The organism is Microbacterium sp. 22179, from assembly GCF_052045715.1.
Taxonomy (GTDB): Bacteria; Actinomycetota; Actinomycetes; order Actinomycetales; family Microbacteriaceae; genus Microbacterium; species Microbacterium galbinum.
In genome coordinates, this window is record NZ_JBQEPJ010000009.1 from 64,967 (window position 1) to 79,913 (window position 14,947).

Annotated in this window: 15 protein-coding genes; 6 read left to right on the plus strand and 9 right to left on the minus strand. The window is 69.0% G+C overall.

Translation table 11 applies throughout. From position 1 onward, the window contains the following. Nucleotides 1–160: 160 nt before the first annotated feature. The 4 genes from ACTJKK_RS16060 to ACTJKK_RS16075 are packed head-to-tail and all read left to right on the plus strand — an operon-like array spanning nucleotide 161 to nucleotide 4,146. Entirely contained in the window at nucleotides 161–1,423 is a 1,263-nt protein-coding gene (locus ACTJKK_RS16060) for a branched-chain amino acid ABC transporter permease (protein WP_440748742.1), read from the plus strand. Nucleotides 1,424–1,428: 5 nt separating this feature from the next. Further along, on the plus strand, nucleotides 1,429–2,406 hold the full coding sequence (locus ACTJKK_RS16065; RefSeq protein WP_247623175.1) for a branched-chain amino acid ABC transporter permease: 978 nt from the start codon (nucleotides 1,429–1,431) through the stop codon (nucleotides 2,404–2,406). Further along, complete coding sequence (locus ACTJKK_RS16070; RefSeq protein WP_440748709.1) at nucleotides 2,396–3,412, plus strand: ABC transporter ATP-binding protein; 1,017 nt, start codon at nucleotides 2,396–2,398, stop codon at nucleotides 3,410–3,412. Before ACTJKK_RS16065 ends, ACTJKK_RS16070 begins: the two co-directional genes overlap by 11 nt. Continuing rightward, nucleotides 3,409–4,146: an ABC transporter ATP-binding protein gene (locus tag ACTJKK_RS16075; protein ID WP_247623176.1), complete on the plus strand. Its 738-nt coding sequence runs from the start codon at nucleotides 3,409–3,411 to the stop codon at nucleotides 4,144–4,146. The genes ACTJKK_RS16070 and ACTJKK_RS16075 overlap by 4 nt, the downstream gene beginning before the upstream one ends. A gap of 152 nt (nucleotides 4,147–4,298) precedes the next feature. Here the strand turns inward: ACTJKK_RS16075 and ACTJKK_RS16080 are convergent, their stop codons facing one another. Together ACTJKK_RS16080 and rarD are read right to left on the minus strand one after the other, a co-directional pair. Further along, entirely contained in the window at nucleotides 4,299–5,555 is a 1,257-nt protein-coding gene (locus tag ACTJKK_RS16080; protein WP_247632748.1) for an ABC transporter substrate-binding protein, read from the minus strand. 132 nt (nucleotides 5,556–5,687) lie between these two features. After that, nucleotides 5,688–6,623 (minus strand): EamA family transporter RarD, encoded by a 936-nt coding sequence (gene rarD, locus ACTJKK_RS16085; RefSeq protein ID WP_440748710.1) that lies wholly within the window; start codon nucleotides 6,621–6,623, stop codon nucleotides 5,688–5,690. A gap of 372 nt (nucleotides 6,624–6,995) precedes the next feature. On the opposite strand from rarD, the gene ACTJKK_RS16090 reads away from it, so the two are divergent. Continuing rightward, entirely contained in the window at nucleotides 6,996–8,381 is a 1,386-nt protein-coding gene (locus ACTJKK_RS16090; protein WP_440748711.1) for a polysaccharide pyruvyl transferase family protein, read from the plus strand. 54 nt (nucleotides 8,382–8,435) lie between these two features. Here ACTJKK_RS16090 and groES read toward each other — a convergent pair whose 3' ends face one another. Next, nucleotides 8,436–8,732, minus strand: coding sequence for a co-chaperone GroES (gene groES, locus ACTJKK_RS16095; protein WP_017203655.1), 297 nt, complete (start codon nucleotides 8,730–8,732; stop codon nucleotides 8,436–8,438). 139 nt (nucleotides 8,733–8,871) lie between these two features. Here groES and ACTJKK_RS16100 point away from each other — a divergent pair, with 139 nt between their 5' ends. Then, nucleotides 8,872–10,095: a THUMP-like domain-containing protein gene (locus ACTJKK_RS16100; RefSeq protein WP_440748712.1), complete on the plus strand. Its 1,224-nt coding sequence runs from the start codon at nucleotides 8,872–8,874 to the stop codon at nucleotides 10,093–10,095. Here ACTJKK_RS16100 and ACTJKK_RS16105 read toward each other — a convergent pair. The 6 genes from ACTJKK_RS16105 to tsaB form a co-directional block, all read right to left on the minus strand. Continuing rightward, nucleotides 10,073–11,023, minus strand: coding sequence for a hypothetical protein (locus tag ACTJKK_RS16105; protein WP_440748713.1), 951 nt, complete (start codon nucleotides 11,021–11,023; stop codon nucleotides 10,073–10,075). The genes ACTJKK_RS16100 and ACTJKK_RS16105 overlap by 23 nt on opposite strands. A 164-nt stretch (nucleotides 11,024–11,187) precedes the next feature. After that, the gene (locus ACTJKK_RS16110) at nucleotides 11,188–12,231 is read right to left on the minus strand and encodes a hypothetical protein (RefSeq protein WP_440748714.1); all 1,044 of its coding nucleotides are present in this window, start codon (nucleotides 12,229–12,231) and stop codon (nucleotides 11,188–11,190) included. 6 nt (nucleotides 12,232–12,237) lie between these two features. Next, nucleotides 12,238–12,732 (minus strand): hypothetical protein, encoded by a 495-nt coding sequence (locus ACTJKK_RS16115; RefSeq protein WP_247632754.1) that lies wholly within the window; start codon nucleotides 12,730–12,732, stop codon nucleotides 12,238–12,240. Further along, on the minus strand, nucleotides 12,729–13,796 hold the full coding sequence (gene tsaD, locus ACTJKK_RS16120) for a tRNA (adenosine(37)-N6)-threonylcarbamoyltransferase complex transferase subunit TsaD (protein ID WP_440748715.1): 1,068 nt from the start codon (nucleotides 13,794–13,796) through the stop codon (nucleotides 12,729–12,731). Before tsaD ends, ACTJKK_RS16115 begins: the two co-directional genes overlap by 4 nt. Next, entirely contained in the window at nucleotides 13,793–14,284 is a 492-nt protein-coding gene (gene rimI / locus ACTJKK_RS16125) for a ribosomal protein S18-alanine N-acetyltransferase (RefSeq protein WP_440748716.1), read from the minus strand. Before rimI ends, tsaD begins: the two co-directional genes overlap by 4 nt. Then, nucleotides 14,281–14,904: a tRNA (adenosine(37)-N6)-threonylcarbamoyltransferase complex dimerization subunit type 1 TsaB gene (gene tsaB / locus ACTJKK_RS16130; protein WP_440748717.1), complete on the minus strand. Its 624-nt coding sequence runs from the start codon at nucleotides 14,902–14,904 to the stop codon at nucleotides 14,281–14,283. Before tsaB ends, rimI begins: the two co-directional genes overlap by 4 nt. Nucleotides 14,905–14,947: the final 43 nt, after the last annotated feature.

Here is a 14,947-nt window from a genome sequence, read left to right on the forward strand (position 1 = left end):
ACTACAGTCAAGTGCGTCGTCCAACCCGAGACGGTCGAAGTCTGTGCGAAGGTGCACTCACCCTGGAGGTTGCGTGGGATCCACAACAATCGCCGTCCACCGGAAGAAGCCGTGGCTGGTCGCGTTCATCGGAGTGCTGCTCGCACTCGGCGCGATCCTCATGCAGCCGCCGCTCGCCGCCTCGGCAGAGACGACAGACGACGGTCAAGAGGTCACCGACTTCTACTTCGGCGGGGTCATCACCTTCGACGACGAGCCGGTCGAGGGCGTCGAGCTCTCGGTCTCCGGCAGCGGCTTCGAGGGTGAGACCGAGACGGATGCCGAGGGCAAGTGGCGCCTGTACGTGCCCGAGAAGGAGACGTACACGATCACGGTGAACGAGGAGACGCTCCCCGACGGTGTGATCGTCGACGCGTCGCTCCTTCCCGAGGGCACGCAGCCGATCTCCGGCACGACGGCGTCGTTCGAGGTGGAGTTCGGTCTCACCGGAACCAAGATCCTCAACCTCTTCCTCGGCGAGGGCGAGCGCGTCACCGTCAGCTTCATCGACCAGCTGGCCTCGCGCCTCGTGGGCGGCCTGAACTTCGGCCTGCTCCTCGCACTCGCGTCGATGGGCGCCGCGCTCATCTACGGCACGACGCGACTGTCGAACTTCGCACACGCCGAGATGGTCACCTGGGGCGGTCTCGTCGCCGTCGTGACGACCTCGATGTGGATGCTTCCGCCCTGGATCGGCATCGCGGCCGCCGTGATCGGCGGCGCGCTGCTGGGCTGGGCGATGGATGCCGGCATCTGGCGGCCGCTACGCCGTCGCGGGCTGGGAATCGTGCAGCTGATGATCGTCAGCATCGGCCTCTCGCTCGCGCTCCGCTACCTCTTCCAGTACATGATCGGTGGCGGCACCTATCAGCTCCCGGGCGCGAGCCCGGAGCCCATCCGGCTCGGACCCATCTCCTTGTCGTACATCGACATGATCGCGATGGGCGTCAGCATCGTCGTGATCATCGGGGTGGCGTTCTTCCTCACTCGCACTCGGGTCGGCAAGGCCACGCGGGCGATCTCCGACAACCCGCAGCTCGCCGCCGCATCCGGCATCGATGTCGACCGGGTCGTCCGGTACGTCTGGATCCTCGCCGGAACGCTCGCCGCGATCTCGGGCGTGCTCTGGGGCTACTTCCGCCCCGGAGTGACCTGGAACATGGGCATGCAGATGCTGCTGCTCATCTTCGCCGCGATCACGCTCGGCGGTCTCGGCACCGCCTTCGGCGCGCTCGTCGGCTCGCTCATCGTGGGTATGGCCGTCGAAGTATCGACCCTCTGGATCCCCTCCGACCTGAAGTACGCGAGCGCGCTGGTCATCCTCATCGTGATCCTTCTCGTCAGACCGCAGGGCCTGCTCGGCCGCAAGGAAAGGTTGGGCTGATCATCATGGACTTCGGATCCATCTTCACCAACACGGCCGCGTACCTCTTCAGCCCCATCACGCTGGCATACGCGCTGGCCGCCACGGGCCTCGCCGTGCACTTCGGCTACGCCGGACTGCTCAACTTCGGCATGGCGGCCTTCATGGCCATCGGCGGCTACGGCTACGCGATCTCCGTGCTCTCGTTCGGGCTGCCGTGGTTCGTGGGCATGCTCATCGGCCTGCTCGGTGGCGCGCTCTTCGCCGTGCTCCTCGGCATCCCGACCCTGCGTCTGCGCGCCGACTACCTGGCCATCGCGACGATCGCGGCCGGCGAGATCGTGCGCCTGCTCTTCACCACGCAGGTCTTCGACGAGTTCACGAACTCCGCCGACGGCCTCGCGCAGTACAACGGCGGCTTCCGCGATGCGAACCCGTTCCCCCCGGGAACCTACGGGTTCGGCCCGTGGACGTACACGGCCAACGACCTGTGGAACCGCGTGTTCGGGCTCATCGTGCTCGCCCTCGCCGTGCTCCTCGTCTGGGCGCTGATGCGCAGCCCCTGGGGGCGCGTGCTCAAGGGCATCCGCGAGGACGAGGACGCCGTGCGTTCGCTCGGCAAGAACGTCTTCGCCTACAAGATGCAGGCGCTGGTCGTCGGCGGTGTGCTCGGCGCGGCAGGCGGAATCGTCTTCGTCCTCCCGTCGGCGGTCGTCCCCGGCAGCTACTCGACGTCGCTGACGTTCTTCCTCTGGACGATCCTCCTGCTCGGCGGCGCGGCCACCGTGTTCGGCCCGACGCTCGGAGCGGTCCTGTTCTGGGTGGTCAACGCGTTCCTCGCGAGCCTCCTGCCGCAGCTGGCGAATGCCGGCCTGCTGCCGATGACCGACAAGCAGGCGGCGACCGTCGTCTACATCGTCGTCGGCGTCGCACTCATGCTGCTCGTGATCTTCCGCCCGCAGGGCATCCTCGGAGACAAGAGGGAGATGACCTTTGTCAAGTGAACTGACCCCCGAGCCGGCCGCCGCGCCGGCGACGGGAAGCATCAAGCGTCCGAAGACCACCGGTCTGACGAAGGGCGAGGTCAAGCCCGGCGTCGCCAAGGTCGACCCGATCCTCGTCGTCGACGCGGTGCAGCGGCGATTCGGCGGCATGACCGCGGTCGACGTCGAGCACCTCGAGATCCCCCGCGGCGCCATCACGGCGCTCATCGGACCGAACGGCGCCGGCAAGACCACCCTCTTCAACCTGCTCTGCGGCTTCGACAGGCCCAACAGCGGCACCTGGTCGTTCGACGGCAAGAACCTGTCGGGCATCCCGTCGTTCAAGGTGGCCCGCATGGGTCAGGTGCGCACGTTCCAGCTCACGAAGTCGCTGTCGCTGCTCACGGTCCTCGAGAACATGAAGCTCGGGGCCACCGGGCAGCGCGGAGAGGGCTTCTGGTCGAGCCTGTTCCCCTTCCTCTGGCGCGCGCAGGACACCGAGATCGAGGGCAAGGCGCGTGAGCTGCTCGCGCGCTTCAAGCTCGATGCCAAGGAGAAGGACTTCGCCGCCGCGCTCTCGGGCGGTCAGCGCAAGCTCCTCGAGATGGCCCGGGCGCTCATGAGCGACCCGACGCTGGTGATGCTCGACGAGCCGATGGCCGGCGTGAACCCGGCCCTCACCCAGTCGCTGCTCGACCACATCCTCGACCTCAAGGAGCAGGGCATGACCGTGCTCTTCGTCGAGCACGACATGCACATGGTGCGCCACATCGCCGACTGGGTCGTCGTCATGGCCGAGGGCCGCGTCGTGGCCGAAGGTCCGCCCGACCAGGTGATGGACGACCCCGCGGTCATCGACGCGTACCTCGGCGCCCACCAGGACGTCGACCTCGGTGCCGTCACCGGTCGCATTCCGGTCGTCGCCGACGCCGAGGCTGCGCGCATCCGCGAACAGATCGAGGCCGAGGCAGAGGCAGAGCTCGAGGCGACGGATCCCGTCGACTCCGATACGAAGGACAACGCATGAGCGAAGACAAGGTGGTCGTCGAACTCACGGACGTCCACGCGGGCTACCTTCCCGGCGTGAACATCCTCAACGGGGCGAATCTCGTCGCGCGTCAGGGCGAGCTGATCGGCATCATCGGCCCGAACGGCGCCGGCAAATCGACGCTGCTCAAGGCGATGTTCGGCCTCGTCAACGTGCGCGGTGGAGAGATCACGCTGAACGGCGAGAGCATCGTGGGCCTCAAGGCCGACAAGCTCGTCAAGCGCGGGGTGGCCTTCGTGCCGCAGACGAACAACGTCTTCCCCTCGCTGTCGATCGAGGAGAACCTGCAGATGGGGCTCTACCAGAACCCCAAGATCTACGCGGAGCGCCTCGAGTTCGTCACCGGCATCTTCGCCGAGCTGGGTAAGCGTCTCAAGCAGCGCGCCGGGTCGCTCTCGGGCGGTGAGCGGCAGATGGTCGCGATGTCGCGGGCGCTCATGATGGACCCGTCGGTGCTGCTGCTCGACGAGCCCTCGGCCGGCCTCTCCCCCGTGCGTCAGGACGACGCGTTCATCCGCGTCTCGGACATCAACAAGGCGGGTGTGACGACGATCATGGTCGAGCAGAACGCTCGCCGCTGCCTGCAGATCTGCGACCGCGGTTACGTGCTCGACCAGGGCAAGGACGCGTACGAAGGCACCGGGCGCGAGCTGTTGAGCGACCCCAAGGTCATCGGACTGTACCTCGGGACGCTCGCCGACGACGTCGCCTGAGCGCTGCGACGAGGGGCGGGATGCTTCGGCATCCCGCCCCTTTCGCATGCCGCACGGCGGTGCAGTCATGGCTACCTGCCCGTACGAGGAAGGCCCCGGATGCGAGCATCCGGGGCCTTCCGAGTGATCGGTCGATCAACTCATCGATGCGATCAGTTGGTGCGCTCGATGGTGTTGCCCGCGACGTACTTGTAGATGCCGATGGTGGCGCCCTGCGGGTCGCCGTTCTCGTCGAACGTCACGTCGCCGGAGTAGCCGTCGTAGTCGGCCGTGCCGCCGTCGTTGATGATCTCGGCGCACTCGGCGAAGCTGGTGCACTTCTCACCGTCGCCCGAACCGCCCGAGACCTCCTGCATCTTGGCCGCGATGTCGGCGCCCTCGGTCGAACCGGCCGCGAGCGACGCGAGCGCCACCAGGATCACGGCGTCGTAGGCCTCGGCCGCGTAGGTGAAGTCCTTCACCTCGGGGTTGCCGGCAGCCGTCCACGACGCCTGCAGGCGATCCGTGAAGTCGTCCTCGAGTGCGGGGCCCGCCTTCGTGCCCTGCGCGCCCTCGAGCGAGACCGAGATCTCGTCGCCGTAGTCGGACAGGTTGCCGTCGACCATGTAGAACTTGTCGGCCGAGATGCCGGCGTTCACCAGCAGCGGCGCGATGGTCTTGAACTGCTCGAACGACACGATCGCGACGGCGTCCGGGTTCTGCGCCTTGATCGACTCGACCTGCGCATCGAACTGCGCGTCGCCGACGTTGAACGAGACCGACTCGACGACCTCGCCGCCGGTGCCCTCGAACGTCGTGGTGAGCGCGTCGTTCAGGCCGGTGCCGTAGGCGTCGTTCTGGTAGATGATGCCGAGCGTCTTGGCGCCGTCCTCGGCGATCAGGTTGCCGAGCACCTCGCCCTGAAGCAGGTCGCTGGGAGCGGTGCGGAAGTAGAGTCCGTCGTCCTCCCAGGCGGTGAAGTCGGGGGACGTGTTCGACGCCGAGATCTGGAGGATCCCCGCGCTCACGTTTCCGTCGAGCACCAGCTTCGAGACACCGGAGGCGGCCGCACCGACGATCGCACTGACGTCAGCGTTGCGCAGCTTCTCGATCGACGTCTCGTACGCCTTGGTGTCGGTGTCGCCCTCGTCCTCGGCGGTGAGGTCGATGGTGATGCCGGCCTCCGCCGCGTTGACCTCCTCGACCGCGAGTCCGACACCGGACTCCATGGGCGGTCCCAGGAATGCCAGCGACCCCGTCTTCGGCAGCAGCGAGCCGAGCTTGAGGGTGAGATCGGTGGCGGGCGCGCCGCCGTCGGACGAGTCATCGGACGGAGTGCTGCTGCAACCCGCGATGACGAGGGCAGACGCGCTGACAAGCGCAATGCCTGCGAAGATCTTCGCGGTGCGCGAACCCTTCAGTGCCTTCATAATGCTCCCTTGCGTAACTGAGAGTGGACGTGACCACAGTCGAGTGCTCTAACCCTAGGGCGCAGAAGCGCTCCGCAGGGGTCGCAAGTGTTTCGGTGCGTTAACGATCCGCTACGCGGTGGAATACCGGTTTCAGACGATGGGCGTGGGAGCGGTCCTTGGCCCTCGTCGCGCGGCGAGCAGCAGGTCGATCACGAACACGACGATCGCGATCCAGACGATCACGAAACCGGCCCAGCGCTCGGCCGGCATGGGCTCGTGGAGGAAGACGACGCCGATGACGAACTGCATCACCGGGGTGATGAACTGGATCATCCCGATGACGGTGAGATCGATCCGGCGCGCACCGGCGGCGAACAGAAGCAGGGGCACGGCCGTCGCGATCCCGGCGCAGGCCAAGAGCACTGCGTGCCATCCGCCGTTCACGCCCATCGTGAGGCCCGCCGGGGTCTGAGCCACCAGGATGAGCTGCACGACGGCGATCGGGATCAACCAGAAGGACTCGAGGGTCAGACCGCTGACGGCATCCACCGCCGGTCCGATCTGCTTCTTGATGAGTCCGTACAGACCGAAGGACGCCGTCAGCGAGAGGGCGATCCACGGGAACTCGCCGTGGGCCACGATGATCACGACCACGGCGACCGAGGCGATCGCGATCGCCGCCCACTGGAGCCGGCGGATCCGCTCGCGCAGCACGAACACGCCCAGGAGCACCGTCGTGATCGGGTTGATGAAGTACCCGAGGCTCGTCTCCACCACGTTGCCCGTCAGGGTGCCGATGAGGAACACCTGCCAGTTGACGTAGATGAGCAGGCCCGCGAGCGCCGTCCAGCCGAGGAGCTTCGGCCGCCGGATGATCGCCAGGAACGCCGTCCAGCCCCGCATGACGGTGAGGAGCAGGAGGCAGAAGACGAACGACAGCAGCACCCGCCAGGCGACGACCTCCCAGGGCCCCGTGGGCACGAGAAGCAGGAAGTACAGCGGCAGCACGCCCCACAGCAGATAAGCACCGCCCGCGTAGGCGACTCCGGAGGTCTGGCTCGACGAAGCGCGGGGGACGGAACTCACCGCACAACACTATGCCCGCGGTGCGCATCCACTGGCGGTTGCGTGGCCCGCCGGATGATTTCGGCAGGAATCGGATGCCGCGTGGCGGATGCTGCGCCTCCCTCCCGGGGTCCAAACTGGCCGATCGGTATACTGATCGGCATCGCCTGAGCCCTCGCGATTCCGCGATTCCCCTCGCGGACAGCCCTGCCTCCGCACCCGACGGCGGCGGTCTCCCGAAGGACGTGCCGTGCCCCCGCACACGCTCCCCCGGTCGTCGCGTGCGGCGCCTACGAACGCGACAACCTCGGCGATCTGCTCTTCCTCGTCGTCGCCGATCACTTCGCGCGCGGCATCGTCGATGTCGAGTACACCGCGCCGATCGCCGTCGACATGTCCGCGCTCCTCGGGCGGCGGATCACCGCGACCGGCCCGACCCTCACCGAGAAGCCCGCCACGGGCATCTGGACCGTCGGTGGCGAGGTCGGCTCCACGCAGCGCGAGTACGTCTACCGGACCGCCGTCGACGACGCCGAGTGGACGCGGTTCTCGTCGCTCGACGCGGCCGAGCAGGACGCGCTCCTCGACGAGGTGATGAGCGCACGGATGGAGTCGCCGTACGTGCCGCGACCGAGCGCGTTCCCCCGCAACCGCGGGGCGCGCCTGGTGCTCAACTCCGTCGGAGTCTCGGGCATCGGCGGCCTGACTCCCTGGCGTGCCGCCGTCGCCACGAGCGCCCTGCGCGAAGCGCGCTACATCTCGGTCCGCGATCCGAAGTCCGCCGAACTGCTCGAGCGCCTCGGCATCCCGCACCGTCTCGCGCCCGACCTCGTCCACACGATCGCGTCGGTCCTGCCGATCGATGCGCCCCGCGACAGCTCCGTGCTCCTTCAGCTGTCGGAAGGACACATCCGCACCCACGGCATCGAGGCCTGGACCGACGCCATCGTCGCGTGCTCGGAACTCGGGGATCGCCCCATCCGGCTCTTCGTCGCCGGATCGGCGCCCGCGCACGATTCGATCGAGCTCTACCGGGAACTCATCGACCGGGTCTCGGCCCAGCGCCCGGACTGGGACATCGCCCTCAGCGACGCACGCTCGATCGACGACCGCGTGCGCGAGATCGCCACGGCCTCCCTCTGGATCGGCAGCTCGTTGCACGGCCGCATCCTCGCGTGCGCCTACGGCACGAAGCGCCTCAGCATCGCCAAGCCGAAGGTCGACGTCTACGCCGAAACCTGGGACGCGGACTTCCCGTTCGGCATCGAGCCCTCCGGCCTCCCTGCTGCCGTGACCGCAGCACTCGAACACGAGCCGGATGCCGCGCATGCCGCCGCCCTCGCGGACTCCGCGCGGAGGAGCGTGGTCGACGCCCTGGCGGTCTTCACCGAAGCGGACGACGCGCCGGAGAGCGACGCTCTCGCCATCCGCATCGACGAGGTCGCCCAGCTCCAGATCGCAGCGATGCGACTCGAGCGCGAGCATGCCGAGGCGGTGCGCTTCGGCAAGGAGCGCGCAGCCGAGGCCCTCCGACTCGCCGGCGACAGGGATGAGCAGCGTCGGGCCCGGCAGGCCGTCGAGAAAGAACTCGCCGAATCACACGCTCGACTGAAGAAAGCGGAAACCGAGCTCGAGAGCCTGCGTTCACGGCTGCACGAGATCGAGACGAGCACGTCGTGGAAGATCGGATCGCGCCTCACCTCCGTGGCGCGTGCGCTGCGACTTCCCCGACCGTCGTCGCTCCGACGGCGCGGGCGCGACGACTCCGCCGCGCGCTGACGAAGAAGGGGCCCGGATGCCGAAGCATCCGGGCCCCTTCTCGGGAACGCTGAATCAGCGGACGACGACCGCCAGGACGTCGCGAGCCGACAGGACGAGGAACTCGTCCGCACCGAACTTGACCTCGGTGCCGCCGTACTTGCTGTAGAGCACGCGGTCGCCGACGGCGACGTCGAGCGGAACGCGGTTGCCGTTGTCGTCGATGCGACCGGGGCCGACCGCCACGACCTCGCCCTCCTGGGGCTTCTCCTTGGCGGTGTCGGGGATGACCAGGCCACTCGCGGTGGTCTGCTCGGCCTCGACCTGCTTGATGACGATGCGGTCCTCGAGCGGCTTGATGGAAACCGACACGGTCTACCTCTTCTTTCTTGACGCTGACACGAAAGACTTGTTCGCACTCTCAACCCGAGAGTGCTAACGCCAGTGTAGGCGCTTCGCTGGCACTCATGCAACGCGAGTGCCAGCCCCGCCGCCCGCGTAGGCTGTGCGGGTGGAGATGTCTGAGCTGCAAGCGCTGCTGACCCCCGTCGGGCTGGAGTTGCTGGATGCGCTCGGCAGCGTCGAGTCGACGGACGAGGTCGCGCGCGCGGTGTCGCGGTTGCGGGCCGACGGACACTCCCCCGAACTCGTCTCGGCCGTGGTCGGCCAGGCGCACCTGCGTGCGAAGGCGGGAGCGAAGTTCGGACCGTTCGCCGAGCGGATGCTGTTCACCCGCGCGGGCCTCGAGCAGGCCACACGTCTCGGCGTCGCCGCCCGTCACGCCCAGCGCATGCGCAGCGCCGGGCTGACCCGCATTGCCGACCTCGGCTCCGGGATCGGCGGCGATGCCCTCGCCTTCGCCGGAGCCGGTCTCGATGTGCTCGCGGTCGACGCCGACCCGGTGACCGCGGCGATCGCGGCGTACAACCTCGCCCCGTTCGGTGAGAGCGCGACCGTGCAGCACGGCACCGCCGAGAGCGCCGACCTCGACGGGCGCGACGCGGTGTGGATGGACCCCGCCCGGCGCACGGCCGGGCACAGCGAGACCCGTCGCGTCTCGCCCGACGACTATTCCCCCTCGCTGGACTGGGCATTCGCGCTCGCGTCCCGCGTGCCGACCGGGATCAAGCTCGGCCCCGCGCACGATCGCGATGCGCTGCCTGCCGATGCCGAGGCCCAGTGGGTCAGCGCCGACGGCAGCGTGGTCGAGCTCGTGCTCTGGACCGGGGCTCTGGCCCGGGCCGGCGTGCGCCGCGCCGCGCTCGTGATCCGCGGCGAGCGCTCGCACGAACTCACCGCCGGCGCCGACGCCGTCGACGCCGAGGTGCGCCCGCTCGGCGCCTTCCTGCACGAACCCGACGGAGCGGTCATCCGGGCTCGTCTGATCGGCGACGTCGCCCGCAGCCTCGATGCCGGCATGCTCGACGAGAAGATCGCCTATCTGACCTCGGATGCCGCGCTCACCAGCCCGTTCGTGCAGTCCTTCCGGGTGCGCGAGACGATGGCCGCGAACCCGAAGGCGATCAATGCCGTGCTCAAGGCGAACGACATCGGCACGCTGGAGATCAAGAAGCGGGGAGTCGATATCGACCCGGCGCAGTTCCGCAAGAAGCTCACGCTGCGCGGTGCCGCCTCGGCCACGCTGATCCTGGTGCGGGTCGGAGACCAGCGCCGCGCGATCCTCGCCGACCGGGTGTCCGCCGCCGAGGAGGTCAGCCCGCTCTGGCCTCGGTGATCGTCAGGTACGGCGTCTGGCTCGCGGTGAAGGCGAGAGTGAGCGACGAGCCGGGCCCGGAACCCGATCCGTCGTCCGACACGAAAGTGGACAGGCCGACCTCGATCGCCGTCGTGGAGGGCAGGCAGACCGCATCGAGCTGTGCGGCATCGACGATCAGGCAGGCCTCGGGCTCGACCGTCTCGCCGTATCGATTCGCCATCCAGACCGGCTCGTCTCGGAAGTAGCCGACGACGCTCAGGTTCATCTCGAAGCCCTGCGCGACGAGTTCCTCGGCCCGCGTGCGCTCGTCGCCGACGAACTGCGCGAGGATCGATGACGACGAGTCCCACTGCTGGATCGATGCGATCGGATCCCCGTCGGTGGCGACCACGATGTACGCATTGATCGTCGTGAAGACGGCGGTCACCTCGTCGACGGTCTCGCCGGGGCGCATGACCGCGACGTTGATTCCGACGTTCTGGAAATCGGACGTGCGCTGGCACTGGGATTGCGTCGCGTCGTCGACATCGACGACGGCACAGGTCAGATCCCCCTCGCCCTTGGTGCCCAGCCAGACGATCGCACCGGAATCGTCGTCCTGCCCGACCGCACGCAGCGTGCCGGGATCGAAGTCGGATTCGTCTTCGAGAAGAGCACGCCGCTCCTGCTGCTCCGCGGTCAGCGCGATCGCATCGGACGGCGGCGCGAAGACGGCCCAGCCGATACCGATCCCCAGTGCGAGCAGCAGCACTGCGGAGACCGTCACGAACCGCCAGTGCCGACGCAGCACCGCGCGCGTCCCCCGAGCCGCCTCCGGTTCTCGTGCGTCCGCGGAATCCTTCGCCGCAGCATCGGCTTCTTCCGGTCCGGGTCCGAGCAACTCCTCGAGAGCCGGTTCGCTCTCGGCCCGCCCATCGGGTGCCGGGGCCGGGGCGGGCGACGTCATGCCTGGGATCGTCTCCCTCGCGGCAGGGATCGGAAGCGAGACCTCACGGACGATCGCAGCGTGCGCCTGCTCCAGGTCGCGCAGGCGGCGAGCGTCTTCTGACGTGAGTCCCCCCGCTCGTCCGTACGCTTTGCGCTGCAGACGGCGCAGTTCCTCGTCGGCGCTCATCCCACGCTTCCCGGCGCGGGATCGCGGGTGATCTCGAGATACGACGGCCCCGCCCCGTAGGCGTACGAGATGCGGGTCGTGCCCCCGGTCTCCTCGTCGGGCCGTTCGAAGACCAGGGACCGCGGGCCCGTCTCCTCCGCCGGGATCGGATCGCACAACGACAGCGGAGACTCGTCGGAGCCGTCGTAGATCACGCATGTTTCACCGGTTGCCGTACGCGTGGCGGCCCAGATGGGAGTCTCACGGTCGTACCCGGTGATCCAGAGACTCGTCCGCTCGAACCCGAGCGCTACGAGGTTCTCGGCGATCCTCGTCTCTTCCGCGTCGTAGAAAGTACCGAAGTCGTCCGGCTCGCTGTACATGAAGCTGTTCGCGATGACCGCCGGGCGTCCGTCGAGAGTCAGGAACAGCTGCGCCGACACCTGGCGCTTGAGCTCGTCGTCGACGTCGACGGTCAGCACCGCATCCATCCCCGAGGAGCGCACCGCATCCGTGCCGTTGCACGTGGGTCGGTACACCTCACCATCGCTGAACACGAGGCACGTGGAGGCCCCGTCACCCTTCGTCGCGGCCCACACGACCACGTCGGCCTCGACCGCCATGACTCGGATCGAACCGGCATCGTACTCGCCGCCGTCGACGAGGCGCTGCTGCCACTGCTGCTGCGCCTCGCTGATCACGATGACGTGTTCGGCCGGCCGCGTGAGCAGCCAGCCGGCGACCGCGCCGATCCCGAACACCACGACGATCGCGACCGCGATCGTGATCGCCCGTCGTATCGCCGACCTACGGGGCCGGTCGATGGACGGAATCTCCGCGCTCTCCTGGTCGTGCGGGTGCGCGTCGATCTCCGATGAGGCGACCTCGCCGCCGGGCGTGACCGGCTCCGGACCGGAGGGATGCTCGACACGCGGGTCCCGGTCACGACGGGAACCGAGTTCCACGAGACGTTCCATCTCAGCGGCGGTCAACCCGCCCTCGCGCCCGTACGCGCGCGCCTGCAAGGCACGCAGTTCGACGGCTTCCTCGGCGTCGAGCATCCGGCGTCAGCCCAGTCTCTCGAACTGCATGCCGGCCCAGACGAGCCAGCCCAGGCTGTACACCGTCGCGGTCAGCCCGAGCACGAGCGCCCAGCGCCCCATCCCCCGACTCTCGACCGGTCGGCGCAACGACATGATCGACGCGATGATCGCGACCACCCCCACCGGCAAACCCCAGCCGACGAAGAACGAGGCACCGAGGGCGACGATCGCTGCGAGCAGCGCCCAGGGCGCGAGGCGGGCGTCGTCGACGACCATCTCGGTCTCGGCGGGCGCCCACGCGGTGCGGCCCGTCGGGTCGTCCGCATCCGGACCGCTCACGACCACGGGCTCGATGCCCACGGGGCCGGTCGGCAGCCGCGTGTATCCGTCGCGACGCGCTCCGGGCAGTCGTGCGGAACCTGCCGGGCTCTCGACCTCGCCGCTCGGCCGGTCGATGCGCGGAGTCGGTGAAGGCGTGGGCGTCCCCGGTGCGGGCGTCGGCTCCGTGGAGTCAGTCATACGGTGACCGCCTCGGCGACCTGGATCTCCGTCACGGGAAGCGTCGAGTCGGCGCCGAAGGCGAGCGTGGACGGCTGCCTGCCGGAGGAGATCAGCTCGGCGGCGAGCGCCGCGATCATGGCCCCGTTGTCGGTGCAGAGCGAGAGCGGCGGGATGCGTACCGTCACGCCCGCCGCGGCTGCGCGCTCGAGGGCGACGTCGCGCAGGCGGCGATTGGCGATCACGCCCCCGCCGAGCAGCAGTCGGGGAACGCCGAGGTCCGCGCAGGCGGCGAGCGCCTTCGTGACGAGCACATCGACGACCGCCTCGCGGAAACTCGCCGCGACATCGGCCACCGGCACCTCGACGCCGTCGGCCTCGCATTTCTCGACCCAGCGCGCGACCGCCGTCTTCAGCCCCGAGAACGAGAAGTCGTAGCGGTGCTTCGCCAGGTCGGAGGCGCGGGACAGCCCGCGCGGGAAGCGGATCGCGTTCGGGTCTCCGTCGACGGCCGCCCGATCGATCTCGGGCCCTCCGGGGTACGGAAGCGAGAGCAGACGAGCGACCTTGTCGAACGCCTCTCCCGCCGCGTCGTCCATCGTCTCCCCGAGGAGTTCGACGTCGGTCGTGAGGTCGCGAACGTGCAGGAGCGAGGTGTGCCCGCCCGAGACGAGAAGCGCGATCGTCGGGTACTCGAGAGGTTCGGAATCGGCCGTGAGGATGTCGGCGGCGATGTGCCCGACGAGGTGGTTGACCGCGTAGAGCGGTTTGTCGAGCGAGACCGCGAGGCCCTTGGCCGCCCCGACACCGACCATGAGCGCGCCGGCGAGACCGGGCCCGCTCGTGACGGCGACGGCGTCGAGGTCGGCGAGACCCACGCCCGCCTCGGCCAGGGCCGCGTCGATCGACGGCTGCAGGGCCTCGAGGTGCGCGCGGGCGGCGACCTCGGGCACCACTCCCCCGTAGCGGGCGTGCTCGTCCATGCTCGAGGCGATCGTGTTCGACAGCAGAGTGCGTCCGCGCACGATCCCGATGCCCGTTTCGTCGCAGCTCGTCTCGATCCCCAGCACCAGCGGTTCGCTCATGCGCTCACCTCGCTCCCCGTGTCGGAGTCGTTCCCGGGCGACCTGCGCAGCACGAGCCGCATCACGATCGCATCCACATCATCCGGCTGATAGTAGTGAGGGCGTCGTCCGATCTCCTCGAAACCCTCTGAGAGGTACAACCCCTCCGCAGACGGGTTGTCGGCTCGCACCTCGAGGAACACCTCGCACGCCCCGCGCTCGCGCGCGACATCGAGCAGGGCGCGCAGCAGAGCCCGTCCCCGCCCCGCCCCGCGATGGTCGGCGTCGAACGCGATGGTCTGGATGTCGGCATCCGCACTGCCGCGCAGCGCGCGCACACCGCCGTAGCCGATGACCGAGCCCTCTTCGTCGTCGACGAGGTAGCGCCCGTGCTCGCTGACGAGTTCGGCGGCCATCGCCTCGGCGCTCCACGCGTCGGTCGGGAACGAACGCCGCTCGATCCCCATGATCGCGTCGAGGTCGGCGGCGGTCGCATCGCGCAGGGTCACAGCCCCACCCGCTTCGGGGCGGCCGGCTGCTTCACGTCGGGCTGGCGGAGGTAGAGGGGCTCGGCGCCTGCGAGTTCGCGACCGGCGGCGTGAGCGCGGGCGCCGACGCGAGCGAGGTCGACGGCCGACAGCGCGGCGACGTCGATCCGGCGGATGCCGTCGAGGTGCGCGTCCGCGTCGACGGCCGGAACGAGCACGGTGTCGACGAGCATTCGTGGAAGCCCGTCGGCATCGACGCCGTCGAAGACCGTGATCGCGACCTCGCGTCGTCGCGCGTCGGTGACGATCGCGAACGGTCCGGTGACGGCATCCGTCTCGATCGCCGTGAGCGCCGCCGCGTGATGGCTGGGGACGGGGAGCACGGGGATGCCACGACCGAGCGCGAAAGCCCGGGCGGCGGCGATCCCGATGCGGAGTCCGGTGAAGGGGCCGGGGCCCATGCCCGCGACGACGTGCGAGACGTCGTCGCCGCCCGATGCGGCCAGCGCCTCGACGAGCAGGTCGCCGATCACCTCGGCGTGCCCGAGCGGGTCGCTCGTGCCCGCCTCGGCGCGGCGCGCGCCGTCGGGATCGATCAGCGCGACGGCGCTGCCCAGGGAGGTGTCGACGGCGAGAATCACCTCTCCAGGGTAGTCGCCGTTCACGGGTACCCGTCGGCCGGGC

Bases quoted from the DNA above. Each gene is read 5' to 3' on its own strand.
- ACTJKK_RS16060 (WP_440748742.1), top strand. From the start codon at position 161: ATGCAGCCGCCGCTCGCCGCCTCGGCAGAGACGACAGACGACGGTCAA.
- ACTJKK_RS16065 (WP_247623175.1), top strand. From the start codon at position 1,429: ATGGACTTCGGATCCATCTTCACCAACACGGCCGCGTACCTCTTCAGC.
- ACTJKK_RS16075 (WP_247623176.1), top strand. From the start codon at position 3,409: ATGAGCGAAGACAAGGTGGTCGTCGAACTCACGGACGTCCACGCGGGC.
- ACTJKK_RS16080 (WP_247632748.1), bottom strand. From the start codon at position 5,555: ATGAAGGCACTGAAGGGTTCGCGCACCGCGAAGATCTTCGCAGGCATT.
- ACTJKK_RS16090 (WP_440748711.1), top strand. From the start codon at position 6,996: ATGTCCGCGCTCCTCGGGCGGCGGATCACCGCGACCGGCCCGACCCTC.
- ACTJKK_RS16105 (WP_440748713.1), bottom strand. From the start codon at position 11,023: ATGACGTCGCCCGCCCCGGCCCCGGCACCCGATGGGCGGGCCGAGAGC.
- ACTJKK_RS16110 (WP_440748714.1), bottom strand. From the start codon at position 12,231: ATGCTCGACGCCGAGGAAGCCGTCGAACTGCGTGCCTTGCAGGCGCGC.
- ACTJKK_RS16115 (WP_247632754.1), bottom strand. From the start codon at position 12,732: ATGACTGACTCCACGGAGCCGACGCCCGCACCGGGGACGCCCACGCCT.
- tsaD (WP_440748715.1), bottom strand. From the start codon at position 13,796: ATGAGCGAACCGCTGGTGCTGGGGATCGAGACGAGCTGCGACGAAACG.